The sequence below is a fragment of the Candidatus Krumholzibacteriia bacterium genome (assembly GCA_029865265.1).
Taxonomy (GTDB): Bacteria; Krumholzibacteriota; Krumholzibacteriia; order WVZY01; family JAKEHA01; genus JAKEHA01.
In genome coordinates this window covers 1-25,513 of sequence record JAOUHG010000012.1, presented here as the reverse complement: position 1 = coordinate 25,513, position 25,513 = coordinate 1, and the positions used below count along the sequence as shown (strand labels likewise).

Sequence of the window (25,513 nt, the reverse complement as noted above, 5' to 3'; positions counted from 1 at the left end):
CGTTGCCGCGGTCGGCAAGGCGAGCTATTCCCACTCGATGGTGGAAGGGGGCTTGGAGCTGATGTCGAAGGCGACGCGGTTGATGTGTTCGACCTGGTTGATGATACGATTGGAAACAACACGCAACAACTCGACCGGAAGTTCGGCCCAGTCCGCGGTCATGCCGTCGGTGCTGGTCACCGCGCGCAGGACCACCGGAAACGCGTAGGTTCGCGCGTCACCCATCACGCCCACGCTGCGCACCGGCAGCAGCACCGCCAGCGCCTGCCACACGCGGTCATAGACGCCCCACTCGTGCAACGCGTCGATGAAGATCCTGTCGGCCTGGCGCAGGATCTCCAGACGCTCCTCGGTGACCTCGCCAAGCACGCGCACCGCCAGGCCCGGCCCCGGAAACGGGTGCCGGCGCAACTGGCTCGCGGGCAGCCCCAGTTCGGCGCCGACCGCGCGCACCTCGTCCTTGAACAGGAGTGCCAGCGGCTCCACCAGCTTGAAGCGCAGGTCCTTGGGAAGCCCGCCCACGTTGTGGTGGGTCTTGATGGTGGCCGACGGGCCGCCGGTGGACAAGCTCTCGATCCGGTCCGGGTACAGGGTGCCCTGCGCGAGATAATCGAAGGGCCCATGGGCGGTGCTGACCTCCTCGAAGATCTCGATGAAGAGATTTCCGATGCGCTTGCGCTTCTCCTCCGGGTCGGTGACACCGCGCAGGCGCTCTAGAAAGCGCGCGCGCGCGTCGACCACTTCGAGCGGCGCGGTGAGGTGCGAGCCCAGCAGTTCCACCACACCGTCGCGTTCCCCGGCCCGCAGCAGGCCGTTGTCAACGAATACACAGAACAGATTCTTGCCGATGGCGCGATCGATCAGGCACGCGACCACCGACGAGTCCACGCCACCGCTGACCGCACAGATTACGCGCGAATCACCCACGCGTTCGCGAATATCGCCGATCATCTGCTCCACGATGGCCCCCGTGGACCAGCTCGCCTCGCAATTGCACACCCCGAACACAAAATTCTCGATGATCGTGTCGCCGTATGCCGTGTGCTGCACCTCCGGATGGAACTGCACCGCATACACGTTGCGCGGCGGGTAGTGGAACGCGGCGATCTCGCTGTTGTCGGAACGGGCCAGCACGTCGAAACCATCGCCGGAACCGGTCACCTTATCGCCGTGGCTCATCCACACCGACTGGTCCGCCGGCGTCTTGCGAAAGAGCACGTGTTCGGGATTGGCGTGGATGCGCGCGTGTCCATATTCTGCCGCGCCGGCGCGCTCCACCCCGAAGCCCAGGTCGCGCGCCACCAGTTGCATGCCGTAACAGATGCCCAGAACCGGCAGGCCCCAGCCCCACAGATCCGGCGGCAGTGCGGGCGCCCCGGTCTCGAAAACGCTGGATGGCCCGCCGGAGAGGATCACGCCGCGCGGTGCATTCTCCATCGCGCGCGCGCGCGCCGTGTTCCAGGGCAGGATCTCCGAAAAGACCCCCTTGGCGCGAATGCGGCGGGCAATCAGCTGCGTGAACTGCGATCCGTAATCCAGTATGACTATTCCATTTGCCGGCATGGTCCCCCGCTATACGTGTCGGAAATGACGCCGCCCCGTGAACACCATCGCGAGCCCGGCCTCGTTGGCGGCGGCGATGACCTCTTCGTCCCGGATGGAGCCGCCGGGCTGGATCAGCGCGCCGATTCCGGCGCGGGCCAGTTCCACCACGCCGTCGGCGAAGGGGAAGAACGCGTCCGACGCGGCCGCCGCGCCCTTCACCTCGAGACCCGCCTCGCGGGCCTTGCGCGCCGCGATGTGCGAGGAATCGATCCGGCTCATCTGGCCGGCGCCGATGCCCACCGTTCCCTCTTCGTCGGCGATCACGATGGCGTTCGATTTCACGTTCTTGGCCACCTTCCACGCCATCTTGAGCGCAACCATATCGGCGTCACCCGGCTTGCGACTGGTGACGGTTTCCACGCGCTCCAGCTCGGGGAAGCCGGCGTCCTCGTCCTGCACCAGGGCGACGCCGTTGGTCACCACCGCCAGGCGCCCACCCGTCGGCGCACCCCAGTACGCGTCGGGCACCGTGACCACGCGCAGGTTCTTCTTCTTGGCGAGCAGCGCGGCCGCCGCCGGTTCGATCTTTCTCGCGATGACCACCTCAAGGAACAGCTGCCCCATCTCCGTGGCAAGATCGGCGGACACGGACCCGTGCACGGCCACGACGCCACCGAAGGCGCTCACCGTGTCGGTCTTCAGGGCGCGCTTCCACGAGCGCATGATGTCGCCGCACCAGGCCGCGCCGCACGGATTGTTGTGCTTGATGATGGCGACACTGTCGGGCCCGAGATCTCGCACCAGTGTGAAAGCGCCGATCATGTCGAGGTAGTTGTTGAAGGAGAGTTCCTTGCCCTGGTGCTGGGTCATGGCGGTAAAAGGCGACGCCGCCGCCGTCCGGTAGAGAGCGCCGCGCTGGTGCGGATTCTCGCCGTAGCGAACGTCGGTCACCTTGCTCAGTCCGATGGGCAGGCGCTCCGGGAACCCTTCAGCGCCAGACACGCCGCGCATGGAATGCGCTATGGCGGCGTCATAGGTGGCGGTGAGTGCAAATACCTCCGCCGCGAGGTGCGCGCGCGTCTCCCGCGACGTGCTTCCCTTCGCCTTGACCTCCCCGATCACCGCCGCGTACTGGGCCGGGCTGGTGAGTACGGTCACGTGGCGGTGATTCTTGGCAGCCGCGCGCAGCAGTGTGATCCCACCGATGTCGATGTACTCGATCAGCTGTTCGGGCGTTAGACCCGCCTGCAGCTTCTCCTCGAACGGATACAGGTTCACGATGACGTAGTCGATCGCATACGTGCCCTGCTCGGCAAGCGTGCGCATGTGCTCCGGGTTGTCGCGGTCGGCGAGGATGCCGCCGTGGATCTTCGGGTGCAGCGTCTTCACGCGCCCGCCCAGGATTTCGGGGCTCGCCGTGTAGGCGGATATCTCCTCCACCGGAATGCCGTTCTCTTCGAGAAACGCTTTGGTGCCCGAGGAGGCGATGAGGTGGATGCCCTTTTCGTTGAGCGCCGCCGCAATCTCGGGCAGACCCGTTTTGTCGGTCACGCTGATCAGCGCCGTGGAAGCCTTCGGTGTCCTTTTCACAGGTATCTCTCCAGGCTGCGGCCCGGGAAGAGCCGGTCGTGTGCCTCGCGGTAGCGGGCGATGGTCTTGTTCACGACATCGGCGGGAAGTTGCGGGCCGGGCGGCGAGTGATCCCAGCCGCTGGCATCGAGGTAGTCGCGCACGAACTGTTTGTCGAAACTCTCCTGCGGTCCGCCCGGCGCGTAACGGTCGGCGGGCCAGAAACGCGACGAGTCCGGCGTCAGCATCTCATCGATGAGCGTGATCTCACCATCGATGCGCCCGAATTCAAACTTGGTGTCGGCAAGGATGATGCCGCGTGCGCGCGCGTAGTCACGGCCGCGCCGGTAGAGATCGATACTCATGCTGCGCAGCTGCTCTGCGTCTGCGCGGGCCACGATGTTGCACATCTCCTCGAACGGGATGTTCTCGTCGTGGCCATCGTCGGCCTTGGTGGCGGGCGTGAAGATCGGCTGCGGCAGCTCCGCCGACTCGGTGAGCCCTTCGGGCAGAGACACGCCGCACACCGCGCGGTTGCGGCGGTACTCCTTCCAGCCCGATCCGCTCAGGTATCCGCGCACCACGCACTCCACGTCGAAGCGATCCGCCTTGCGCACCAGCATGCTGCGCCCCGCGAGTTCGCGCCGCCCCTTGAAGGGCGCGGGATACTCGTCGATGTCCGCGCTCACGAAATGCGTGCGCAGCTCCCTGCCGAAGTGCTCGTACCAGCCGATGGTGATCTGCGTGAGGAGGATTCCCTTGCCTGGAAGCGCCGAGGGAAGAATGACGTCGTAGGCACTGATACGATCGGTGGACACGATCAACAGGTGGTCGCCGAGGTCGAATACATCGCGCACCTTGCCGGTGCGATCCGGCGTCAATCCCAGGTCGCTGGTGCTCACGAGTGCTTGCATCATGGATTCACCCTTCTTCGCGCCGTGTGGGCGCCGTTGGCGTCGCTTCGGTGCCGAGCACGCGCCGCTCCTCCACCCGGAGGCGTCCCAGCGCAAACAGCTCCACCGCGCGAACGAGTATGCGGTGCTCCTCGGACAGGATCCGTGCGCGCAACACGCTGAGGTCGTCGGCGTCGTGCACGGGAACCGCGGTCTGCAGGATGATGGGTCCACCGTCGAGTGACGCATCGACGAAGTGAACTGTGCAACCCGCCACCTTGACGCCGTGCTCGAGCGCCTGGCGCTGCGCATTCAATCCTCGGAAGCTTGGGAGCAGTGAAGGGTGTATGTTGATGATCCGCCCGGCGAATTGCTCCAGCAGTTCGCCATCGAGGATGCGCATGAAGCCGGCCAGCACCACCAGACCGACGCCGGCGTCCCGGCACAGCCGCACGATGCGAGCTTCTGCGCCGTCCGCAAGGCGCCCGCGCCGTTCACCGGGCTCGACGGTGTGCCAGGCAATGCCAAACTCACCGGCGATCGACACCGCATTGGCGGTGGCGTCGTCGGTCACCAGGCACACCACTTCGGCCGGAAACGTCGGGTTCTGGCAGCGCTCAGCGAGCGCTCTGAAGTTGCTTCCACGTCCGGAGGCCAGCACGGCCACTCGGCATTTGACGGAGGTCACGTACACCCTTCCGCGTCGTCAGTTAGGCCGGACTATAGCATCCGGGCACGCCAGGCTGTCACCAAAAATCCATCCCCGCCAGCACCCCCCGGAAGGCGACGACGAGCAGCGTCGCCGCTGCCACCCACGCCCATCGCCGCCGCGAAAACCGCCACACGAGCAGCAGCGCCGCGTAGTACGGCAGCGCGGCCGGCCCGTCGCCGGCGAGTGGTTGCGGAGCGACGGCGGCCGCGGTCAGTACCGCTTCGGTGGCAGCACGGGAGCACGCGCCCAGGCACGCCACCAGTGCGTCCCCCATCAGCGGCACCCCGGCGAGCGCGGCCACGGCCATGCCCAGAACCTGGAGAAACGTCACCGGCAGCACGAACAGCGCCGTTGCCAGCGGGCCGACCGCACTCATGCGGCCGAAGTGGTGAAACTGCAGGGGGGCGATCACCACTTCAACGGCTACGCTGATCAGCAGTGCCGCGAGGAGCACCCACCCGACCCGTCGCGCGATCCGCCCCCCGCCCTCCCCCCGGCCGCGCATCCCCGCACGGAGCAGCGGAAAGCGTTGCAGCGCGGCCAGCACGGCGACCGTGGCCGCAAAGGACAACTGCAGCCCCACCGAGAGGATGGCGGTCGGAGACACCAGCAGCATCACCAGCAGGGCCCTGCCCAGCGCGTCGATCGCACTCACGGGCCGCGCCACCGCGCGCGCCAGAACGATGAATACTGCCATGAGGTAGGCCCGCGTCAGCGACGCCACGTCACCCACCATGCCGACGTATGCCGAAAGCGCCGCGAGCACCAGCAGATCGCGACCCCGCGCAAACGATCGCGCGGCGACGAGGGCCAGTGCCGCCACCGTCGTCAGGTGCATGCCGCTCAAAGCGAGCAGGTGCGCAATCCCCAGCCTGACCACCGCGTCGCGAACGCGGTGATCCAGGAACCCACGTTCACCCAGCAGTAGCGCAAGCGCCAGCGCAGCATCGCCGGACATCGCACGCGACAACCGCGTGCGCACCGTCCGATGCCACGACCACAGCGCACGCTGGTGCAGGCGGCCGCGCGACGCAGGGCGTATTTCCCGCGTATCGCGCAGGCGCACACGCGCGGTACCCGCGGCACCCCTGGCGAGCAGGTAGTCGGTGTTGCCGCCCCCACCCAGGCGCGCACGGCACGCGAACGCATCGCCGTAGTTGGCGTCAAAGAACGCCGCGCGCATGACCAGGCGCACCCGCCGTCCTTCAATAGAGGTCTCGTACAGGAACGACGTGCCGAAGGGGCTCGCCTGCGGAAACGATGCCACGTGGCCTTCCAGCGCCACCAGCGCCGCGCCACGACCGGCCGCCACGCGCGCCACCTCGTCGGCGCCGCGGCGCACGGTGCTCAGTGCACTCCAGCCAATCAGCGCGCAGGCCGCCGCCAGCAGCGGCCACAGCCGGGCCGCACGCGTACGAACCCACAGCGAGCGCGCCACCAGCACGCCCGTGACGATCAGAATCAATGAAAGCCGTTGATAGACGCCCGCGACGATCGCCGCGGTCAGGAACCACACCACCGCCACCACCCCGCTTTGCGCCGGCCGCGCCCGCGCGGCCGGTCCTTGCCCTACGGATTCGAGTACAGCACCACCTGGTTCTTACCGCGCTGCTTGGCGCGGTACATGGCCTCGTCCGCCTGAACGAACAACTCGTCCGCGGTCTTGGCCGTGTCCGGATAGACCGCCACGCCGACGCTCACCGTGATCTCACGCGTACCGCCTCGGTGGTCGCGGAATCCCCGGTACTGGTGAATGACGCGCCGCAATCGTTCCGCCGTGTGCACCGCCTCGAACTCCGGTGTTCCGGGCAGCAGGATCACGATCTCTTCGCCGCCGTAACGAAACGCGAGGTCGACCTTGCGCAGGTTGCGCCGCACGATTTCGGCCACCGCCACCAGGGCCTCGTCCCCCTTCTTGTGCCCGAGCTCGTCATTCACGCGCTTGAAGTCGTCGATGTCCAGTACCAGCATCGACAGCGAGGCACCCGAGCGCATCGCGCGTTCGATCTCCACCGGCATCTGGCGATCGAAGAACTGCCGGTTGTACACGCCGGTGAGCGAGTCGATCGAGGTCAGGTTCTCAAAGTGGTAGTTGAACTCGATCACGTTGCGCACCAGTGACGCAGCGGTCTCGATGCGGCGTTCCATGGTGTCGCGGTCCGGACCCGGTCGCAGGTAACAGCGCAGCGCTCCCACCACCCGGCCCTGCGCGAAAATGGGCGCCACACCGAGCACGCTCCAGCTCGCCATGCCCTCGGGCCCCGGCGTGTCGAGATTGGCCTTGGGAACCAGGCGGCGCGCGCCGGTCTCGATGGCATGCCGCACGGACTCGGTGGAGCGCAGCTCGCTTTCGCTCACGACGCGCACCCGGGTCCCGGTGGCATCGCCGGGCAGGAGCGCGTCGTCGATGACGTCGAGGCGCGCGGCCTCGAACGACAGCCAGCGCTCCAGCGTGGCCAGCAGGATGTCCAGCCTTTCCAGCACCGGGGCGGCGCGGTCGGCGATGGCGAAGGAACGGATGATATCGGGGAGAATTTCCCCCGGCTCGACGGCGTCGGTGAGCGCGGGTGCCACGGCGTCCTCCCGGCGGGGCGGGGTATCGGCGGGCGGGGTGGCTTCCGTGGCCGGCGGCGGGGCCGCCTCCGACCACACCTCCCACTCGTCCCGCGGCACAGCCACACTCACGTTGTAGCGGCCGCCGCTCTTGCGGTACTCGAGCACCACGTTGCCGTTGTCGGCGGCAACGCCGGTTCGCCGGAAGTAGGACGCGTCGCACAGGGCCTCCAGGGCGCGTATGGATTCGCGCCTGAGGGCCCCTGGTTCACCTGTCCGAAGCGCCTCGCTCACATCCCGCCGGAGGTCGGCGGGCAGGCGGTGCTGCGGCACGAGGTGGACGAGAAGGTATCGGAAGTCCTGATCGTAGATGCGCATTGCGTCGGTACCTTCGCCGCCGACGGTCGATTTCTGGCCACTTTTATTGTAAACTATGTGGGTAGGCGGCTTCCAGGGCTTTCCCACGCCAACATCCCGGGGTCGGGGGGGGAGTCCCGATTTTGGCTTGCAAGTTGCTTTTGGCATGATCCATATTGCCCCCAACCCCATCCGACTCCCCGTGCACCTCCAGGAGGCTCCCGTGTATTCCAACGTTCGCAAGTCCGGCCTGATTGCCCGCATCGTGCTCGCGGCCACCCTGACCCTGCTTCTCGCGGGCTGTGGCAGCGGCAGCCGAGAGAGCGCCGGGCGCGCCGCTTCCGAGCCCGGTGACGCGCACGAGGCGTACCTGGCGGCGCTGGACCGCTTCGAGGCACGCATCGACTATGCGCGGGCCTTCCAGGAAGACGGCAACGGCGCGCGCTTCGAGTCGACCCGGGATTCGCTGATCGCGGACGTCAACGCGTTCATCCGTAACCACCCCCACGCCGAGGACGATCCTGAGTTCATCTCCATCCTCAACGCTCTGAGCGCGATGGACACGCTGGTCACCAGCGGACTCGAGGACGAGGGCTATTCCGCCATCGATGACAGCCTGGCACTGGCCAGCGCCGACTGGCCGCAGGCCGACCTGCCGGCGTCGGATGGCCGTCTGTTCAGCATGGAGAACACCCAGTTCCCCGTCATCGAGAGCACTCGCATCGATTTCTGGATCAACTACTTCACCGGGCCAGGCCGCGACCGCTTCGACCGCGCGCTGTATCGCATGCAACTCAACCGCCCCACGGTCGAGGGCATCCTCGACGAAATGGACCTGCCGCAGGAACTGATCTGCATCGCCTTCATCGAGAGCGGCTTCGCCATGAAGGCGGTTTCCAGCGCGCGTGCCGTGGGGCCCTGGCAATTCATCGGTGGCACCGGGCGCCGCTACGGTCTGCGCTCCACGTGGTGGTACGAGGAACGCAGCGATATCGTGGCTTCCACCTACGCGGCGGGCAATTATCTTCGGGACCTCTATTCGATCTGGGGCGACTGGTTCCTCGCCTTCGCCGCGTATAACTGTGGCGAGTACCGCGTGGCGCGGCAGGTGGCGCGCCAGAAGACCAAGAACTTCTGGGAGCTCGATCTTCCCCTGCAGACGGAGCGCTACGTTCCCAAATTCCTCGCCGCGCTGTATATCATGCGCGAGCCTGAGAAGTACGGGTTCACCATCCCGCAGGTGGAACCCATTTCGTTCGATCTCATCACGGTGGAGTACGCCATCGAACTGGACGTGCTCGCGCGTTGCGCCGGCACCACCACCGAGACCATCAAGGAACTCAACCCGCAGTTGCGCCGTGGAGCCACGCCGCCCAACATGGTGGTGCACATCAAGGTTCCTTCGGGTGCGGGCGATCTGGCCACGGCGAACATCGCCGCCCTGCCGCCAGAGGAACGCGTCACCTGGAGCGAACACACGGTGCGCAAGGGCGAAACGCTGTCCGGGATCGCGAGCCGCTACGACACCTCGGTAGCCGCGCTGCGCGACGCCAACAACCTGCGCAACAAGAGCCTGCTGCAGATCGGGCAGCGCCTGGTCATTCCGGTGCCGGGCGGCACCTACGCCCAGGCGGCCAGTTCGCAGCCCTCCTATCGCACACACACCTCGACCATCGATCGCGACGCGCTCGAGCGCTACGCCGAACGGGCCACTGCCGGCGCGCCCATCGCGGGTCGCACGCGCGTGGTGTACACGGTGCGTCGCAACGACACCCTGAGCGAGATCGCCGAGACGCATCGCGTGGGCGTGAGCCAGATCCGCTCGTGGAACAACCTGAGCCGCCGCCGGCACATCTACCCCGGACAGAAGCTCGCCATCTACGTGCCTGGTGGTTCCGCGCCGCAGAACACCACGGTCGCGTCCGGGCCGTCGCCCACCGTGGACGAGACGCGCTTCGAACGCACGCGCCACGTGGTGGCGTCGGGCGAGACCTTCTACTCCATCAGCCGCCGCTACAATGTTTCCATGAACGACCTGATGGCGTGGAACGGCCGGTCGCGTTCCATCATTCGCCCCGGTGATGTGCTGGTGGTGTGGCAGCCACGCGCCGCCGACGAGACCGGCGGTCGCTAGCGCAGGATCAGAAGTTGGCCAGCACCGAAACGCGGTGCGTGGCCTCGAAGGCGTCGTGGTGCAGGTAGGCGTAGTCCAGACCGATCACACTGAAGTAGATTCCGGCGCCGGCGGTGTAATTGTTGGCGTCCAGTCCGCCCCGGATCATCACTCTCTCCTGGAAACTGAGCTCCGCACCGACGTGCACGTCGGTGCTCATCGTCTCCACCCAGAATTGTGACGCTGCCTGGCGGTTGTCGAAGAACACGTCGGCATCCACTGCGAGCAGCAGCGCTCCGTTGAGCTCCTCCGACTCGATCTTGTATGCGCTCCCCACCTTCAGGGCGGGAATGATGAACTCGTTGGTGCCGGTGCTCCAGCTGATGTAGGTGCCGGTCGCGTCCTGCAGCTTCGCACCCAGCGAAAGGTTGCGCGTGAGGAAGTCGCGTTTGAGGTAACCCAGGTCGATGCCGATTCCCATGCTGGACTCGCCCGCGATCATGTCCTGGTAGATGATCTTCAGCGACCCGCCCACCGCACCGGCTCCGGTCTCGATGGCGAAGGTGGCGAATCCCGCAAAGCTGTTGTTTGACTCCCGCGGCAGCGTCGCCTCGTCGAAGGGAATGCCGTTCTCGTCGACCAGTTCACCCGGGTCGATCTGCCCGTCTCCGTTGAGGTCGTTGTGCACCAGCTGGCTGGTGAGGATCTGGTCGGGATCGCCCAGGTGGATGAGCGCAAAGCCGAAGGCCGGCTTGCGGGCCTCGTCCATCAGCCCCGAGGGCTGCACGTAGGAGGCGAAGTTGTAATTCACCAGGTCGCCGAACTGCTCGGCGTGCATGGCCAGCGCCTGGCGCTTCTGGATGCCGGCGATCCCGGCTGGGTTCCAGTAGACGGTGGACGCGTCCGCGGCCACGGCGGCAAACGCCCCACCCATCCCGAGGGCGCGGGCTCCCCCGCCGGGGGCCATGAACTCGCCTGCCAGCTTGGTGGCGTGGGCGGTGGAAGCCATCAACACGACGGATAGGACGGCGGCGGATACAAAACGCATGGTTGCCCTCAGACCGGATCGGGGTGGTGAAGAATACAAATCAGTCATTCAGATCGGGATAAACAACCAGGGGAGGGGCTCCGGAAGAGTATAACCCGTGGCGCCACTCCCCACAAAGGCCGATTTGCGGGTCACGACAGACCGAACTCCCGGATCTTGCGGTACAGGGTCCGCTCGGAGATCCCGAGGGCCTGGGCAGCCTTGCGCCGGTTGCCCCCGGCGCGGTTGAGCGCCTCCTTGATGGCGACGCGCTCCATGGTGGAAAGGCTCAGGTGGGCCCCGTCCTCGGATGCCGGCACCTCCCGCATGTCGTTCCACCCCCCGGCGGTCCCCGCCGGCTCCTCGCGAAGGTGGCGAAGGATCTCGCGCACGTCCCGGTGCAGGGCGAGAATCAGGCCGTACATCACCTCGCGCTCGGTGTCCTCGCGGCTGCGCCCCACCGGAACGGGCAGGAACGGCCCCGGCGGCGACTGCCCCGCATCCCCGATGTGCGCATCCACCAGCGCACGGGCAATTCGCGGTTCCGGCGTCAAGACGACGAGCGTTTCCACCAGGTTTCTCAACTCGCGGATGTTCCCGGGCCAGCTGTACTCCTGCAGGCGTTGCAGCGCGTCCGCCTCGATGCCGCGCACGCTCTTGCGGTTGGCCCGGTTGGCCAGGCGGATGAAGTGCTGCACCAGAACGGGAATGTCATCGCGCCGCTCACGCAACGGCGGGAGATAGAGGGTGACGCCCTTGAGGCGGTAGTAGAGGTCCTGGCGGAACGTGCCGGCGCGCACCAACTCCCCCAGGTTGCGGTTGGTCGCGGCCACCACGCGGACGTCCACGGTCAGTCCCGCGGCGCCGCCCACGCGCAACACCTCGCCGGTCTCGAGCACGCGCAGCAGGCGCACCTGCATGTTCGCGCTCATCTCGCCCACCTCGTCGAGGAAGATGGTGCCTGCATTGGCGCGTTCGAACATCCCTGCGCGGCGCGACACCGCCCCGGTGAACGCACCGCGTTCGTGTCCGAACAACTCGCTTTCCAGGACACCCTCGGCCAGCGACCCGCAGTTGATGGCCTCGAAGGGCTGATCGCGGCGTCGGCTCAACTGGTGGACGGCGCGCGCCACCAGGTCTTTGCCGGTGCCGCTTTCACCCTGGATCAGAATCGGCACCTCGGTGGGTGCCACCAGCAGCAGCGATTCGAGCAGTTCCTCCAGCGCGGGAGATCGCCCCACCAGCCCGACACCCGCCTTCACGCCCACCAGCGCGAGCCGGTGGTCGAGAGACGCGCGCAACGGCGCCGCCTCCAGCGGGCGCTCGATGTAGTGGTCGACACCGTCCGCGCGCTCACCGCGCCGGACGCTCTCGGACTTGGGCCCGCCCACGACGGTCGCGTCCAGGCCGGGTACGGCCCGGCGGCAGCGCCGGATGAGCGACAGGTATGCGGGCTCGAGGAACTCGTCGATCAGCACTGCCGCGGTGGAGTCGCCGAGCGCATCCACCAGGTCGCCCGGCGTCTCCAGTGTCTGGAGCCTCCAGCCCTCACGCGGAAACAGGCGATCCAGAGACTGGCGGATTGTCGCATCGGTGCTGAGCACCAGGAAGGTTACTTGCTGTGAACTCAATCGGTTTCACCCGTGAGTAAACCTATCTCCCTCCTGCCACTCTGTCAATCCGGATCGCCCCGCGCGGCGCCCGCTCAGACCTGCTCGGGCGACGGTGCCGCCAGCAGTCCGGACTCCCGGTACTCGCGCAGCTTGTTGCGTAACGTGCGCACGCTGATGTCCAGCGAGGCTGCGGAGCGGGTGCGATTCTGGTCGAGCCGGTCGAGGCGCGCGAAGATCATGAGGCGCTCCATCTCGCGGATGGTGCCCTTGCGGAAAGCCTGCTCAACCTCGTTGCCCCCGCCGGAAAGCGCCGACGGCGCAACCGGCAACGCGTCGCGGGATTCCGCGGCAATGCGTCGTAGCAGTCCGACTTCGACGGCACGCACGATCGCAGAAATGAGACGCTCGCCGGCAAACGGAACGTGTTCCCAGACGCCCGGGCGCGGCGCATCCGCCACCAGGATGACCGGCACACGCGGGTAGCGGCGCACGATCTCGTCCACGATCGCGCTCACCTGCATGTCTGGCACGCGCGGCCCGATGACCACCGCTTCGCACGCCGCGTGCGCAAGGTTGGCCATGGCTTCGGTGCCGGTAATAACGCTGACGACTTCGATCTCTCCGATACGCGCCGGTATGTCGACGCCAATTGAAATTACTCCCATTGCAGACCTCCTTCTTCTCCAACCATCATGTGCACCGTGGTTCGACTCGCTTCCCGGCGCATTCCTACCGCCGCACCCACCACCGGTGCCGCCGCGGCCACGAACGCCAGGCCCAGGCCAGCGTGCCCGCGGCGCGTCGTCACATAGGGTTCCCATGCCGATGCCGCCACCGCCGGGTCCAGACCCGGCCCCTCATCACTCACGCGAACGTGGAACTGACGCAGCGCATCCCGGCGGAATTCGTCCACGCGCACGCGCACCATGCCGCCGCGTGGCGACGCTTCCATGGCGTTGCGCACCAGTTGAAAGATCATGCGCCCCAGCAGTTCGCCGCGCTGGGTGAACGGCGCCCGCGACCGGTCGATGGCCTCGATGGTGCACGGCGCGATATGGCTGCAGCGCGCCGCCACGCGCGAGAACACGTCGCTCCATCGCGCCGATACCGGTCGTTCGTGGTCGTTCAGGCGCAGTGCGCAGAGGCGCGCGCTGAACACGTCGAGCTCCGCGGCCGCCCGCTCCACGCGGGACAGCCAGTGCATTGTGTTGCCGTCATCCTCGTGTGCATCCGCGATCAACGATGAGAAGGCCCGCACCGTGCCCGAGGTATGCCGCGACGCGCGCACGAACTGCGCGAGCAACGCGTCGGCGTCGCGCACGCGGCGCACGTCGGCGGCGCTGGGTTCCGGCGCCGTCACGACGCCCATCGCGTTCAGACGGGAGCGCAGCAGCGCGCTCAGGCGAGCGGTGGCCTCCGTGGACGCCGGGGTGTGATCGGGACGGGACGGGTTCATGCCTCCCACCCGGCAATCCACGTGCCGCGGGAGCGGCCGGAGCCATCGCATCTCCTAACCGATTGTTATTGCGTTTGTTACACTGTCAGGCGGGGAAAGACACGGGGGCCGGAACGCGGCACATATGGCCGCCTCCCGGCCCCCGGTGGGAACCGAACGGGAAGATTCTGACCACCTAGGCCGCGGGGCCCGGGCCGGGGAGCTCACCACCGTTGAACGACTTGAGCTTCTCGCGCAAGGTCTGGCGCGAGATGCCCAGGATGGCCGCCGCGCGCGACTTGTTGCCGTTGGTCTGCTCCAGGGTCCGCTCGATCTGGATGCGCTCCACGTCACGCAGCGTCATCGGGAAGAACGCCTCGGCGATGCTCGCCGAGGAACGCACCGACGGAATTTCCCCGCCCGCCTTGCCGCGGATCTCCGGCGGCAGGTGAGAGGTCAGCAACGCGTCCTGGGCCTCCAACAGCATGGCGCGCTCGATCACGTTGCGCAACTCGCGCACGTTCCCCGGCCATTCGTAGGCCACCAGCAGCCCCATGACGTCGGGGCCCGCCGGGGCGACCTGCTTGCCCAGCTCGCGGTTGAAGCGCTCGATGAAGTGGTTCACGAGCAGCGGAATGTCCTCGCGGCGCTCGCGCAGCGACGGGATGTGCAACGGAATCACCTTGAGGCGATAGTAGAGATCCTCACGGAAGAGCTTGTCCTTGATGGCCTCCTGCAGGTCCCGGTTGGTCGCCGAGATGATGCGCGTATTCACCGTCATGTCCTTCACCCCGCCCACGCGGCGGAAGGTCTTGTTCTCCAGCACGCGCAGCAGGCGCGACTGCAGGGTGATACCCATCTCGCCGATTTCATCCAGGAACAGCGTTCCACCCTCGGCCAGCTCCACCAGGCCTTTCTTACGCGTCTTGGCGTCGGTGAATGCACCCTTTTCATAGCCGAAGAGTTCGCTCTCCAGCAGCGTCTCCGGAACCGACGCGCAGTTTATCTCCATGAAGGCGCGCGGCTCGTCGTGACTGCACGCGTGGATGGCGCGGGCCACCAGTTCCTTGCCCGACCCGCTCTCGCCGGTGATGAGGATGGTGTTGGCCTTGCTCTGTCCGATCTTGCGGATCTTGTCGAATATCTCGGTCATGGCGGGGCTGCGCCCGATGAACTGCTTGAAGAACGAGGTGCCCGTCGAACTGGAGCGCAGGTACGCGATCTCGCTCTTGAGGCGATCCGTTTCCAGCGCGTTGGCAATGGTCACGCGCAGCTTCTCCGCCGCATAGGGCTTGGCCACGAAATCGTAGGCGCCGCTCTTCATCGCCTCCACCGCCGTCTCCACCTCCGCGTAGGCCGTCATCATGATTACCGGCACCGCGGGATCCTCCGCCTTGAGCGTCTTCAACACGTCGAGTCCCGAGCCATCCGGCAGCTTCATATCCAGCAGGACCAGGTCGGGTGACGCCTCGCGGAACTTCGCAATTCCCCCCGAGGCGGTGTCGGCCTCGATGGTGTCGTAGCCGGTCGTGGACAACGCCTCGCCCAGCGACCAGCGGATGGTCTTCTCGTCGTCGATGATGAGAATCGTCTTCGGCATTTCCTCTCCTCTCTACTGCACGTGCGACGGCTGCGCCGCTCGCGCCCGCGCCGCGGAATCCTTCCACGCGGGCACGCGCACCGCAAAGCGCGTCCCCCGGTCGAGAAACTCACACGCGATACTGCCCCGGTGGTCGCCCACGATCTGCCGGCATATCGCCAGCCCCAGTCCGGTCCCCTGCGCCTTGGTGGTCACGAAGGGCTCGAACAACGAACCGCGCACCGCCTGCGGCACGCCCGGCCCGGTGTCCACCACGGAAAACTCGATCCACTCGCCGCCCTCGTCGCGGAGCAAGCACGCGTCCAGCGTGACCCGGTCGCCCTCGCCGCACGCCTGCACCGCGTTGAGCGCAAGGTTGAGCAGCACCTGGGTGAGCTGGGCCGGGTCGGCGTGACAGGGGCGGTCGGGACCCGCACCAGCGGCGGAGATCTGCACCGAACGCGCGGACGCCTGCTCGGCCACCATGCCGAACACGCGATCGATCAGTTCGCGCGCATCGCACGGCGCCAGTTGCGGCCGCGGAGGCCGCGCGAATGCAAGCAGGTTCCGAACGATCCCGTCCAGCCGGCTGATCTCGTCGAGCATGTTGTGTATATAAGGTGTCGTGCTCTCGTCGCCGCGCAGCTTCTCGCCCAGCACCTCGGCGGTGGTGGCAATGCCCGCGAGCGGGTTACGGATTTCGTGGGCGACGCTGGCCGAAAGCTGCCCCAGCGAGCGCAGTCGGTCGTTGCGGCGGATCGCTTCTTCCATGCGCTTGTGTTCGGAGAGGTCGTCGAAGATGGCAACCACCACGGTGCCATTGAGCAGGTCGTCGTGCATGCGCGTCAGGCGCAGGCGCACGGGGATGATGGCGTCCGCGCCGGCGTGACATTCCACCTCGAGCACGTCCGCGTCTTCACCCGCATCCAGGAACCTGCGAAACAGGCTCTCCTGCATGGGCAGGCGGAACAACTCGTCGAAGTGCACCGCCGGCTGCATGCCGGCCCGTCGTACCCGCGGGCACATCTGGCCGGCGAGCGCGTTCACGTAGCGGATGTTGCCCTCGAGGTCGGTGGTCACCACCCCGCTGCGGATGTTGTCGAGCACCTTGTTGTTGAAGCGGCTCAACTGGCGCAGTTCACTGATGTAGGACGCGTTGGCGATCTCCTCCGCGAAGATCGTTTGCAGTGCGCTTAGAAAGTGATAGTCGTCCTGAAATGCCGCGGCGCCCCGATACACCTTGTCCAGCAGCAGAAACCCCAGGGAGCGCCCGCGGTGCCGCAGCGGGATCAGCGTGACCCGCCAGGGCTGGCTGCGCTCCAGGCACGAGGTGGCGCGCGCCGACGAGTAGCTCTCCAGGCTGTGGATCTCGGCACTGCGGGTGTGGCGCTGCCAGGCGTCGCGGATGGTCGCGATGGCCGGCACGAGCAGTTCGTCGTCCAGGTGGAAGCGGGCCCGCGCGGCGAGCGACCGCTCCCGGTCGCTTAACAGCAACAACGCCGCTCCTTCCGCGCGCAGGAAACTCACCAGCGCCATCAGGAAGCGGTCGAGTGAGTCGCTCCAGTTCTCGTCCTCCCCGAGGTCGCGCCCCATGTGGTAGAGCGTCTTGAGCTGTGCCGCCACGTGTTGCAGGCGCTCGCGCTCCGACCCGGGATCGGGCACGGCACGCGCGGCCTGGGCCGCGGATGCCCCGCCGGGGGCGGCTCCGCGGGTGCGAGCGCGCCCGGCCGGGGCCGGGGCTGATTTCGGAATTCTACGTTTCACAATTAGTTACGGGGCCGCTCCGGCCACGGTGGAAAGATGCTTACCACACCCCCCGAAAATCCGGCAAACAAAAAAAAGGGCGGCCGCCCCGCGGGGCGGCCGCCGATCAATCGTCTGCGCGGGCAAGCGCTAGAACGGCACATGCGCCAGAATGTACTTCTCCAGGCGCGACTTGTCGGGCTCGGAGATCTCGGTGAAGTAGCAGGCAACCTCGTACTCGCCGGTGCCGGCGAGTTCCGCCTCCGGCTCGGTCCGCACCACGACCCCGTCACAGGCCACGCGCGCCTTGCCCCCCGACTCGTTGGGGAGTTCGAGGGTGATGCGCAGCCGGGTCAGCGGCGCGATGAACCTGCTGGACGCGAAGTACACCCCGTTGGCACTCACGTTCAGGCTCTCCGCTTTCGCGCGGCCATCCCCGAGCGTGATCTCCATCGCGAGCCTGGCGTTGACCCGCGAGGCTGCACGTCGTTCTGCGTGTGTCATCGGCCCGTGGACCTCCTGGAAGAAGACCACGGCGGCCCCGTGGGAGCCGCCGTGTCATTCATGCTCTAGCGAATCCTCTTCTTATGACGATTTTTGCGCAGGCGCTTCTTGCGCTTGTGTGTTCTGATCTTCTGTTTCTTGCGTTTGCGTCCGCAGGGCATTCGTTCCTACTCCCTTTCGCCGATATCAGCTGTCTGAACCATTGACGCGCGACTTGAGTTCATTGGAGGCCTTGAAGAACGGAACCAGCTTGGCCGGAACCTGAACGCCTGCACCCGTGCGCGGGTTGCGCGCCTGGCGGGCACGGCGCTCCTTCACCTTGAAGCTGCCGAAGCCGCGGAGTTCAACCTTGTCACCCTCCGCGAGTGCACGGCAGATGTTATTGATCACCTCATTGACGATGATGCTCGTGTCCTTCTTGTTGAGCCCGGTGACCCTCGAGATATCCTCGACCAAGTCTGCTTTCGTCATGGCTCTCTCCCGGTTAATTCCCAGGGCGGCCCGTCAACGAGCCCTTCCCTCGTGGTCGGTATTATCGCGCCGTGGCGGCTGGTTCAACCCGCGGACCCCGACCGGCCCGCCGGCGCCCGGCGGCACACGAACGGCGCCCAACGTAGCACACCACGGAACCGCTGTCAAATAAGACCTTACAGAATTGGAAACGGGAGTTTGGGGGAGAAAGAAGGTGGTTGCCGCCCCGTCGTGTGCCTGGTCTCGGGAAACGCAAATTCTTGAGGAATGGGCCCACGCCGAAGCAAGACACGGCCGGGGCAGCAACCACCCTCGCCCTATCAAGGCACGTGCCCGGCCGCGGCGCCATCCCCCGACGGGCTCCATAACGCATTTCATTACAGTGTGTTATGACGACGCACGGGTAGGCGCCCGCGCCAATCGCGCACCGCGGCGCTGCGCGCCCCGGCGCAACGGATCCGCCGCGCGCGGTCGCTTTCGTTGGTGTGTATGCGATTACCCGGTCCGCGACCCTGGGCGCGGTGACGACGCCGAAACCCGGCCGGTGGCGCGTGGGGCCGCGTGAGGGAACAGCACATCCCCTGCTTCCCGTCAGGGTCGAAGCGGGGCGGGTTGCTGCCGGACGGCGCTAGATGTTTCCGTTGGTTCTTTCGCGAAGCTCAAAAATCTTCTCGAACAGGGCGCGATGGGCGGGCGTGAACCTGACCTGCCGGCGTTCCATCACCACCGAGGCGGTATGCATGGCCTTGTCGAGTTCGTAGCGGGTCATCTCGGAACCGTGCCCCCACGAAAAGCTCGGCACGAATTTGGCCGGCATCTCGCTGGAGAACACGTTGCAGTTGAAACCAACCACGGTGCCGGTATTGAAGAGCGTGTTGATGCCGGTCTTGGTGTGATCCCCCATCAGCAGGCCGAGGAACTGTCTCCCCGTCTCCCGCTCCGCACCCGCGCACCACATCCGCACGGCACTGTAGTTGTTCTTGAGATCGCTGTTGTTCGACGCAGCACCGATGTTGACCCACTCGCCGATGTAGGAGTGCCCCAGGAATCCGTCGTGCTGCTTGTTCGCGTAGGCGGCGAAGATCGTCTCCTCCACCTCGCCACCCACCTTGCACACCGGTCCGACGGACGTTCCCGTCAGGATCTTGGCCCCGGTCTTCACGATCGCATCGGCGCCCACCGAGACCGGCCCCACGATGGTGGCGTTGGGCATTACCTCCGCGCGGTCTGCGATGACGATGGGTCCGGCGCTGGCATCGAGCACCGCACCGGCCCGGATCACCGCCTTCTCACCGATCACCACCAGCTCCGGGTTGACGATCTGCACGCCGGCGTAGACCACGCAGTCCTCCGCCTGGCCGCGCACCGGGGAACGCGCAAAGTCATCCGCGATCACGTCGGCGTTGTATTCAATGAGCTGCCAGGGAAAGGACAACAGCCGCGCCTCGGGGACCTCGACGCGCCTCAGTCCCGCCTTTTCGATCAGCGCCTCCAGTTCGAGCGACAGCTTTTCCTCCATGCTGTCCTGACCCAGCACGTGCTCGTCCTCGTGGGAACCCTTTGAGGGTGCCGACGCACGGCTCGACTTGCGCTTGCGCGGTGCGGACGGCTCGGCGGACGCGGAGGCTCGGCCGGCCTCCAGCAGCGCATCGCACACGCCGTCGAGGGTCTCGTCGGCGACGCGGCGACGCAGGTAGTCGGAGAAGTCGGCCGACGCCGCCTTGCCCAGCCGGGCGGCCACCACGAAACCGCCCTTGACCGCCACCGTGTCTTCTTCCAGGCGCTCCAGCAGGCGCTTGCGCTGTTCGCCGGTGCACAACAGTCGCCCGTTGAGGAACAGGGTCGCTCCCGCCACCGGCTCGTTGACCGTGGCCGGGGCCGCCGCCAGGCGCACCACATCGGCCAGGTACTCGCGACAGATCAGGGAAATGCGCGCACGGGGCATGCCGTCGAGCAGGCGCGACCGCAGCGTGCCACAGCCGAGCCTCAGGTCGAACAGAGGCTGGCAGAGGGACAGGGGAAAGAAGTTGGAGTACTTCTTGTCCTCGAAGATGCAGATGACCGCGGACACTTCGTGACTGCCTTCCGGACCGGGTCCTTGCACCGGAACGCCCGCGCGCGTGCGCGGGCGTTTCCCGGTCGTTCCATCGAGGCGGCGACACGCGGGTCGCCGGAAAGTTGGTGGAGTTGACGGGGATCGAACCCGTGACCTCTTGACTGCCAGTCAAGTGCTCTCCCAGCTGAGCTACAACCCCGCGGGCGAAAACGGTAACAGAATGCGCAGCATCGTCAAGCGGAATATCTGGACTTGCCGGGCGTTTGTCTGGATAATGCGGGGGAAATTCCCCGGTGCCGGAGTGGTGAAACTGGTAGACGCAGGGGACTCAAAATCCCCCGGAGGCAACTCCATGTCGGTTCGATTCCGACCTCCGGCACCAGCTCCCCCCTGCCCCCATCCTCACGATACGACTTCCCGATCCCGCGCGATGTAGAGGTACGCGTGCCACGCCTTGGGCGGGCGGCGATTGGCGAAGCGGTGCTGCACGCCCCACAGCCAGGTGGGCTGCGCCGGCTTCTTCACCAGGTGCAAGCCTGCCTCGGCGGGCGTTCGCCCGCCCTTGCGCCGGTTGCAGGGGATACAGCAGGTGACGATATTGGACCACTCAGTGCGTCCGCCGCGGGAACGGGGCACCACGTGGTCACAGGTGAGTTCGCTCACCGGCGGACGGTCGCCGCAGTACTGGCAGACGAAACCGTCGCGCGTGTAGATGTTGCGTCGGGAGAACTTGGCTTCGCGCCGGTGAAAGCGCACGAAGGTCGTAAGGCGCACCACGGACGGCACCGCCATCCGCCGGGTGACGCTGTGGATTTCTCGCTCCGAAGCCACCACGACCTCGGCCTTGTCCAGGACGATGAGCTTTACAGCCCGGCGCCAGCCGATCACGTTCAGTGGTTCAAACGAGGCGTTGAGCAGCAGGACATGTTCGAAGGAACCCTCTCCTTGGGGCGCTGCGGGACCACCCTCGTGCCCGAAATCTAGCAAAGCATCCCGCATTATATCAAATCCAATCCCGCGCCGCCCGCGATTGCGCTTTCACCGCCGCGGCAGCTGTCATACCATTCGGGCACCGGATCGTCCGGCAACCGGCGCCACCAGCGGCCGCGCGGCGCGATGGAGATGCCAGCCGTGACACACACACCCATTGGATCCCGACTCTTCGGCGTGCTCATGCTCGCCCTGCTCGCCTCGAGCGCCCTCGCGCAGTCCCCGGCGGACCGCGCGCCGGTCGTCGCGGCGGATATCGACGGACCCATCGGCCCCGCCACCACCGAGTACGTGCAGCGCGTCATCGGCGACGCTTCGGATCGCGGCGCCGCCTGCCTGGTGATCCGCATGGATACGCCCGGGGGCCTGTCCGCCGCCATGCGCGACATCATCCAGGCCATTCTCGCAAGCCCCGTGCCCGTCGTGGTCTACGTCCATCCGGGCGGGGCCCACGCCGCCAGCGCCGGCGCTGTAATCGCGCTCGCCGCGCACATTTCCGCCATGACACCCGGGACCAACATCGGCGCCGCGCACCCGGTGGCCCTCGGTGGCGGCGGCGCCGACACCAGCGGGGTCATGACCGAAAAGATAACCAACGATGCCGCCGCCTATGCGCGCAGCCTGGCCACCCGGCGCGGCCGCAACGTGGAGTGGGCCGAGCGCGTGGTTCGCGAGAGCATCTCATCGACGGCCGAGGAAGCCGTCGAGGAAGGCGTCGTCGACCTGGTTGCGGGCGACATGCGTCAGTTGCTGGAAGCGATCGACGGTCGCACGGTCGAGGTTCGAGAGGGAGAGGTGACCCTGCACACGGCGGGTGCGACGGTGGTGGAACTGCCGCCCTCGTTCCGTGAGCGCTTCCTCTCGCGCATATCCGACCCCAACATCGCGTACGTCCTGATGCTGATCGGGGTTTTTGGGCTGTTCTTCGAACTGCAGAATCCCGGCGCGGTGCTGCCCGGTGTGGCCGGTGCCGTTGCCATCATCATGGCCGCGTTCGGGTTGCAAATGCTCCCGGTCAACTGGACCGGCATCGCGCTTATCCTGCTGGGCATCGTGCTCTTCGTCCTCGAGGTGAAGATCACGTCGCACGGCGCGCTCACCATTGGAGGCATCGCCGCCATGTTCGTGGGATCCATCATGCTCATAGATTCCCCGCTTCCGTTCATGCGGGTATCGCTGGCCGTGATCATACCGTCGGTGCTGTTCACCGCGCTGTTCTTCCTGTTTGCCGTGGGGATGGGCATCCGGGCCCAACGCCGCAAGGTCACCACCGGCAACGAAGGTCTGCTGGGCGCGGTGGGCACGGCGCGCAGCGACGTGCACGAGGGCGGGTCCGTGTTCGTGCATGGGGAGTACTGGAACGCGCGCAGCGAGCAGCCCATCCCCGCGGGGACCCGGATCGTGGTTGAGCACGTGGACGGAATGACCGTGACCGTGCGCCCTGCTGATCGTTAAGGAGGTTGTCGTGCAATTCTCACTGATTGGAATCATCATCATCGGCATCATGCTCATCGCCAGCGCGGTGCGCGTGCTGCGCGAGTACGAGCGCGGCGTGGTGTTCCGCCTCGGGCGCCTGATGGGGGCGCGCGGGCCGGGCATCGTTCTGCTCATTCCGGTCGTCGACAAGATGGTAAAGGTGAGCCTTCGCGTCGTCACCATGGACGTGGCGCCACAGGACATCATCACCAAGGACAACGTGTCGGTGAAGGTGAACGCGGTGGTCTACTTCCGGGTGATGGACCCGAACAGCGCCATCAACGAGGTCGAGGACTACCTCTACGCCACCACCCAGCTCGCCCAGACGACGCTGCGCTCGGTGGTGGGTCAGTTCGAACTCGACCAGCTCCTGTCCGAGCGCGAGGTCATCAACGTACAGCTGCAGAAGATCATCGACGAGCAGACCGACGCGTGGGGTGTTAAGGTTTCTCTGGTGGAGGTCAAGCACGTCGACCTCCCGGCCGAGATGCAGCGCGCCATCGCCCGCCAGGCCGAGGCGGAACGCGAGCGCCGCTCCAAGATCATCCACGCGGAGGGCGAGTTCCAGGCGTCGGTCAAGCTGCGCGACGCCGCCGAGATCATTTCCCAGAACTCGACCACCATTCAGCTCCGCTTCCTGCAGACGCTCACCGAGGTGGCCACGGAGAAGAACTCGACCATCGTCTTCCCCGTCCCCATCGACCTGTTCGAGCCGTTTCTGCGCAAGTCCGCCAAAGAGCGCGGCGGCCCCCTATCCTGAGACCGCACACCGGCGCCCGCAGCACGCGGGCGCCGGTTGCTTTTGACATCGCCGCGCGGGCTTGGCTATGATGCCCCGACGCGGGGCCGGAATGTCCCGCAAACCCATGCCCAAGCCACCACTGCTACCCGTTGCAATCACCTGTGCGCTCGCGTTGCTGACCGCCGCCGGCTGCCGCGACACCGCCATCGATCAGTACAACCTCGGCATCGAAGCCATGGAGCGGGGCGACACCACCCAGGCGGTCGGCCACTTCGAAGCGTCGGTGCGCGAGCGTCCCAGCGACAACGACGCGCAGATCAATCTGGGGGTGGCGCTGCTGGCCGCGGGGCAGCCCGAGGCCGCGCTCGAGCACCTGCAGATCGCCGCCCAGGCCGACCCGGCGGACGTGGTCGTGCATCTCAACATGGCCGAGGCCTACAAGACCCTGGGGCGCTACCAGGCGGCCAAGACGGAATACGAGTACGCGCTCAAGCGCGACCCGCAGATGGTGGAGGCACTCGCCGGCTACGGCCAGTTGCTGCTGGACGCGGGACAGTACCAGGCCGCGTCCGACGCGCTGCTCAAGGCCATCACGCTGCGGCCCAGCTACGCGCCCTCGCAGTTTCACATGGCGTGGTTGTACATGGACAACGGCCGCTACCTCGACGCCAGCCACTACTTCATCCGCGGGCTGCGCAGCGATCCCGACTCCCGCTACGGCCGGCTCGGCCTGGCGGAATCCTACCTGGCGCGGGACATGCCCGACGACGCGCTGAACGAGTTCCAGAAGGTTTACGCGGCGGACACGACCGTGGTCGCGGCCATGATCGGCATCGGGGACTGCCAGGTCCGAAGGGGAAACTGGGTGCAGGCGGAGTCCATGCTGCGGCACGCGCTGGAGTATCAGCCGGAGAACGCCCGCATCCACAAGTGCCTCGGCGACGCCTTCGCCGGCCAGGGACGAAACGTCGAGGCGGTGGGACACTACCGCATGGCGACCCAGCTCGACGACGAGTACGCCGCCGCGTGGCTGGGGCTGGGCACCGCGCTGGAGGCGGCGGGCGATCTTGACCAGGCGCAGTCCGCGCTCGAGAACGCGCTGCTGCACGCGCCGCGCGATCCCGAAGTGCTGTACCGCCTGGGACTGGTTCAGGCCCAGAAGAACGACCCAAACCTGGCCCGGTCCTACTACGAAATGGCGCTCGACGTGGTGGGAAGCGATCGTGCGCTCAACGCGCGTATCCGTGCCGCCCTCGATGACATCAGGAAGCCCGCCGGCGAGTAGACGCCCGCGGCCCCGTCACTCGACGCGGTACAGCCTGGCCTTGCCCGCCTTCAACAGCCCGCGGTCGATCCCCACCTCCACACGCGCCCCCCGATCCGTCCGCACCTCCAGTTCATCGATGACCATCGCCGCGTGCAGCGGCGCCGGGTCGAAGGCGCTGGCGAAGGAAGTTTCGTCCGCGTTGCGCACCACGACGGTCAACTGGTAACGCCCCGCGGGCACCTCCACGCTGAAATCCTCCAGCGTCATATCGTTCTTCAACTGCGTTATGTGTCCCTGGTAGATGGTCTTGTCCGTGGTGCTGTCGGTCACGCTATACACCCGTTCGCCATCCAGCAGCAGTTCCATGACGATGTCGTTGGATCGCACGTGCGCATCCCAGTCCTTCTTGTATTTGATGGATATCTTGCTGGAGACGCGGCGATCCTTGAAGGCGACCGAGATGTTCCCCATGCCCTGATACTCGGGCGTTCCTGCCACCCCCGGCCCCGCCGGGGTCGAAGCCATTGCCGCCGCAGCCAGCGAATCGTCGAAGACGATGGCCAGGACCTGCGCGCGGTGAACCTTCACCCGGGGCCCGATTGCCAGCCGCAGGATGAGGCTGTCCCCCTCCACCGCGAGCAGCCGGCCTCGCAGCGACGAGCCGTCACGCAGTCGCACCATCTCGCCCGACGCCAGCGCCGGGAGCAGCATTACGCCCGCCAGGGCGAGCACCGCCAGACGATTCATTCTCATGGTTGTGTCCATCCTCTCACAGGTCCATTTGCAGGCCGCAGCCGGGGGGCGTTGTCGCGCGCCATGATACAAGCCACCCCCGTCGCCCACAAGGCGAATGGGAAGCATGGGGATT

General features: G+C 66.6%; 21 protein-coding genes and 2 tRNA genes. 5 read left to right on the top strand and 18 right to left on the bottom strand.

All coding sequences use genetic code 11. From position 1 onward, the window contains the following. Window positions 1–24: 24 nt before the first annotated feature. From guaA to OEX18_07620, 6 genes are read right to left on the bottom strand one after another with little or no spacing between them, the layout of a single operon-like run. On the bottom strand, window positions 25–1,563 hold the full coding sequence (guaA, locus tag OEX18_07645; protein MDH4337139.1) for a glutamine-hydrolyzing GMP synthase: 1,539 nt from the start codon (window positions 1,561–1,563) through the stop codon (window positions 25–27). 9 nt (window positions 1,564–1,572) lie between these two features. After that, complete coding sequence (purH, locus tag OEX18_07640) at window positions 1,573–3,135, bottom strand: bifunctional phosphoribosylaminoimidazolecarboxamide formyltransferase/IMP cyclohydrolase (GenBank protein ID MDH4337138.1); 1,563 nt, start codon at window positions 3,133–3,135, stop codon at window positions 1,573–1,575. After that, window positions 3,132–4,028 (bottom strand): phosphoribosylaminoimidazolesuccinocarboxamide synthase, encoded by an 897-nt coding sequence (locus OEX18_07635; GenBank protein MDH4337137.1) that lies wholly within the window; start codon window positions 4,026–4,028, stop codon window positions 3,132–3,134. Before OEX18_07635 ends, purH begins: the two co-directional genes overlap by 4 nt. Window positions 4,029–4,035: 7 nt before the next feature. Further along, window positions 4,036–4,695 (bottom strand): phosphoribosylglycinamide formyltransferase, encoded by a 660-nt coding sequence (purN, locus tag OEX18_07630; GenBank protein ID MDH4337136.1) that lies wholly within the window; start codon window positions 4,693–4,695, stop codon window positions 4,036–4,038. Window positions 4,696–4,753: 58 nt separating this feature from the next. Continuing rightward, window positions 4,754–6,238 (bottom strand): ComEC/Rec2 family competence protein, encoded by a 1,485-nt coding sequence (locus OEX18_07625; protein ID MDH4337135.1) that lies wholly within the window; start codon window positions 6,236–6,238, stop codon window positions 4,754–4,756. A 50-nt stretch (window positions 6,239–6,288) separates the two neighbouring features. Then, on the bottom strand, window positions 6,289–7,650 hold the full coding sequence (locus tag OEX18_07620; GenBank protein ID MDH4337134.1) for a GGDEF domain-containing protein: 1,362 nt from the start codon (window positions 7,648–7,650) through the stop codon (window positions 6,289–6,291). Between the two features lie 202 nt (window positions 7,651–7,852). Between OEX18_07620 and OEX18_07615 the strand changes: the two genes are divergently transcribed. Further along, the gene (locus OEX18_07615; protein MDH4337133.1) at window positions 7,853–9,763 is read left to right on the top strand and encodes a LysM peptidoglycan-binding domain-containing protein; all 1,911 of its coding nucleotides are present in this window, start codon (window positions 7,853–7,855) and stop codon (window positions 9,761–9,763) included. A 7-nt stretch (window positions 9,764–9,770) separates the two neighbouring features. Here OEX18_07615 and OEX18_07610 read toward each other — a convergent pair whose 3' ends face one another. From OEX18_07610 to OEX18_07565, 10 genes are all read right to left on the bottom strand, one after another. Beyond that, window positions 9,771–10,790, bottom strand: coding sequence for a PorV/PorQ family protein (locus OEX18_07610; protein MDH4337132.1), 1,020 nt, complete (start codon window positions 10,788–10,790; stop codon window positions 9,771–9,773). A gap of 131 nt (window positions 10,791–10,921) precedes the next feature. Further along, entirely contained in the window at window positions 10,922–12,400 is a 1,479-nt protein-coding gene (locus OEX18_07605) for a sigma-54 dependent transcriptional regulator (protein MDH4337131.1), read from the bottom strand. 74 nt (window positions 12,401–12,474) lie between these two features. Next, window positions 12,475–13,047, bottom strand: coding sequence for a hypothetical protein (locus tag OEX18_07600; GenBank protein ID MDH4337130.1), 573 nt, complete (start codon window positions 13,045–13,047; stop codon window positions 12,475–12,477). Continuing rightward, window positions 13,038–13,838, bottom strand: a complete 801-nt coding sequence (locus OEX18_07595) for an ATP-binding protein (GenBank protein MDH4337129.1) — start codon at window positions 13,836–13,838, stop codon at window positions 13,038–13,040. The genes OEX18_07600 and OEX18_07595 overlap by 10 nt, the downstream gene beginning before the upstream one ends. A 175-nt stretch (window positions 13,839–14,013) precedes the next feature. After that, the gene (locus tag OEX18_07590) at window positions 14,014–15,417 is read right to left on the bottom strand and encodes a sigma-54 dependent transcriptional regulator (GenBank protein MDH4337128.1); all 1,404 of its coding nucleotides are present in this window, start codon (window positions 15,415–15,417) and stop codon (window positions 14,014–14,016) included. A 12-nt stretch (window positions 15,418–15,429) separates the two neighbouring features. After that, complete coding sequence (locus OEX18_07585; GenBank protein ID MDH4337127.1) at window positions 15,430–17,058, bottom strand: ATP-binding protein; 1,629 nt, start codon at window positions 17,056–17,058, stop codon at window positions 15,430–15,432. A 231-nt stretch (window positions 17,059–17,289) separates the two neighbouring features. Then, entirely contained in the window at window positions 17,290–17,643 is a 354-nt protein-coding gene (locus tag OEX18_07580) for a PilZ domain-containing protein (GenBank protein MDH4337126.1), read from the bottom strand. A gap of 186 nt (window positions 17,644–17,829) precedes the next feature. Beyond that, window positions 17,830–18,114, bottom strand: a complete 285-nt coding sequence (locus OEX18_07575) for an integration host factor subunit beta (protein ID MDH4337125.1) — start codon at window positions 18,112–18,114, stop codon at window positions 17,830–17,832. Window positions 18,115–18,742: 628 nt separating this feature from the next. Beyond that, a complete protein-coding gene (locus OEX18_07570; protein ID MDH4337124.1) occupies window positions 18,743–20,185 on the bottom strand; it encodes a putative sugar nucleotidyl transferase in 1,443 nt (480 codons plus the stop codon). Window positions 20,186–20,293: 108 nt separating this feature from the next. Then, window positions 20,294–20,369 (bottom strand) — tRNA-Ala (locus OEX18_07565). A gap of 96 nt (window positions 20,370–20,465) precedes the next feature. Here OEX18_07565 and OEX18_07560 point away from each other — a divergent pair. Continuing rightward, window positions 20,466–20,552: transfer RNA gene (locus tag OEX18_07560), tRNA-Leu, on the top strand. A 20-nt stretch (window positions 20,553–20,572) separates the two neighbouring features. Here the strand turns inward: OEX18_07560 and OEX18_07555 are convergent. Continuing rightward, complete coding sequence (locus OEX18_07555; protein ID MDH4337123.1) at window positions 20,573–21,058, bottom strand: HNH endonuclease; 486 nt, start codon at window positions 21,056–21,058, stop codon at window positions 20,573–20,575. A gap of 234 nt (window positions 21,059–21,292) precedes the next feature. On the opposite strand from OEX18_07555, the gene OEX18_07550 reads away from it, so the two are divergent. The 3 genes from OEX18_07550 (at window position 21,293) to OEX18_07540 (ending at window position 24,663) form a co-directional block, all read left to right on the top strand. After that, window positions 21,293–22,615 (top strand): nodulation protein NfeD, encoded by a 1,323-nt coding sequence (locus tag OEX18_07550; GenBank protein MDH4337122.1) that lies wholly within the window; start codon window positions 21,293–21,295, stop codon window positions 22,613–22,615. Between the two features lie 49 nt (window positions 22,616–22,664). Further along, entirely contained in the window at window positions 22,665–23,396 is a 732-nt protein-coding gene (locus OEX18_07545) for a slipin family protein (GenBank protein MDH4337121.1), read from the top strand. Window positions 23,397–23,487: 91 nt separating this feature from the next. Then, complete coding sequence (locus OEX18_07540; protein ID MDH4337120.1) at window positions 23,488–24,663, top strand: tetratricopeptide repeat protein; 1,176 nt, start codon at window positions 23,488–23,490, stop codon at window positions 24,661–24,663. Window positions 24,664–24,678: 15 nt separating this feature from the next. Here the strand turns inward: OEX18_07540 and OEX18_07535 are convergent, their stop codons facing one another. Continuing rightward, window positions 24,679–25,398, bottom strand: a complete 720-nt coding sequence (locus tag OEX18_07535) for a hypothetical protein (protein ID MDH4337119.1) — start codon at window positions 25,396–25,398, stop codon at window positions 24,679–24,681. Window positions 25,399–25,513: the final 115 nt, after the last annotated feature.

Coding starts and splice junctions, on each gene's coding strand:
- guaA (MDH4337139.1), bottom strand. CDS start 1,563: ATGCCGGCAAATGGAATAGTCATACTGGATTACGGATCGCAGTTCACG.
- OEX18_07635 (MDH4337137.1), bottom strand. CDS start 4,028: ATGCAAGCACTCGTGAGCACCAGCGACCTGGGATTGACGCCGGATCGC.
- OEX18_07620 (MDH4337134.1), bottom strand. CDS start 7,650: ATGCGCATCTACGATCAGGACTTCCGATACCTTCTCGTCCACCTCGTG.
- OEX18_07610 (MDH4337132.1), bottom strand. CDS start 10,790: ATGCGTTTTGTATCCGCCGCCGTCCTATCCGTCGTGTTGATGGCTTCC.
- OEX18_07600 (MDH4337130.1), bottom strand. CDS start 13,047: ATGGGAGTAATTTCAATTGGCGTCGACATACCGGCGCGTATCGGAGAG.
- OEX18_07595 (MDH4337129.1), bottom strand. CDS start 13,838: ATGAACCCGTCCCGTCCCGATCACACCCCGGCGTCCACGGAGGCCACC.
- OEX18_07590 (MDH4337128.1), bottom strand. CDS start 15,417: ATGCCGAAGACGATTCTCATCATCGACGACGAGAAGACCATCCGCTGG.
- OEX18_07580 (MDH4337126.1), bottom strand. CDS start 17,643: ATGACACACGCAGAACGACGTGCAGCCTCGCGGGTCAACGCCAGGCTC.
- OEX18_07575 (MDH4337125.1), bottom strand. CDS start 18,114: ATGACGAAAGCAGACTTGGTCGAGGATATCTCGAGGGTCACCGGGCTC.
- OEX18_07550 (MDH4337122.1), top strand. CDS start 21,293: ATGCCAGCCGTGACACACACACCCATTGGATCCCGACTCTTCGGCGTG.
- OEX18_07545 (MDH4337121.1), top strand. CDS start 22,665: ATGCTCATCGCCAGCGCGGTGCGCGTGCTGCGCGAGTACGAGCGCGGC.
- OEX18_07540 (MDH4337120.1), top strand. CDS start 23,488: ATGTCCCGCAAACCCATGCCCAAGCCACCACTGCTACCCGTTGCAATC.
- OEX18_07535 (MDH4337119.1), bottom strand. CDS start 25,398: ATGAGAATGAATCGTCTGGCGGTGCTCGCCCTGGCGGGCGTAATGCTG.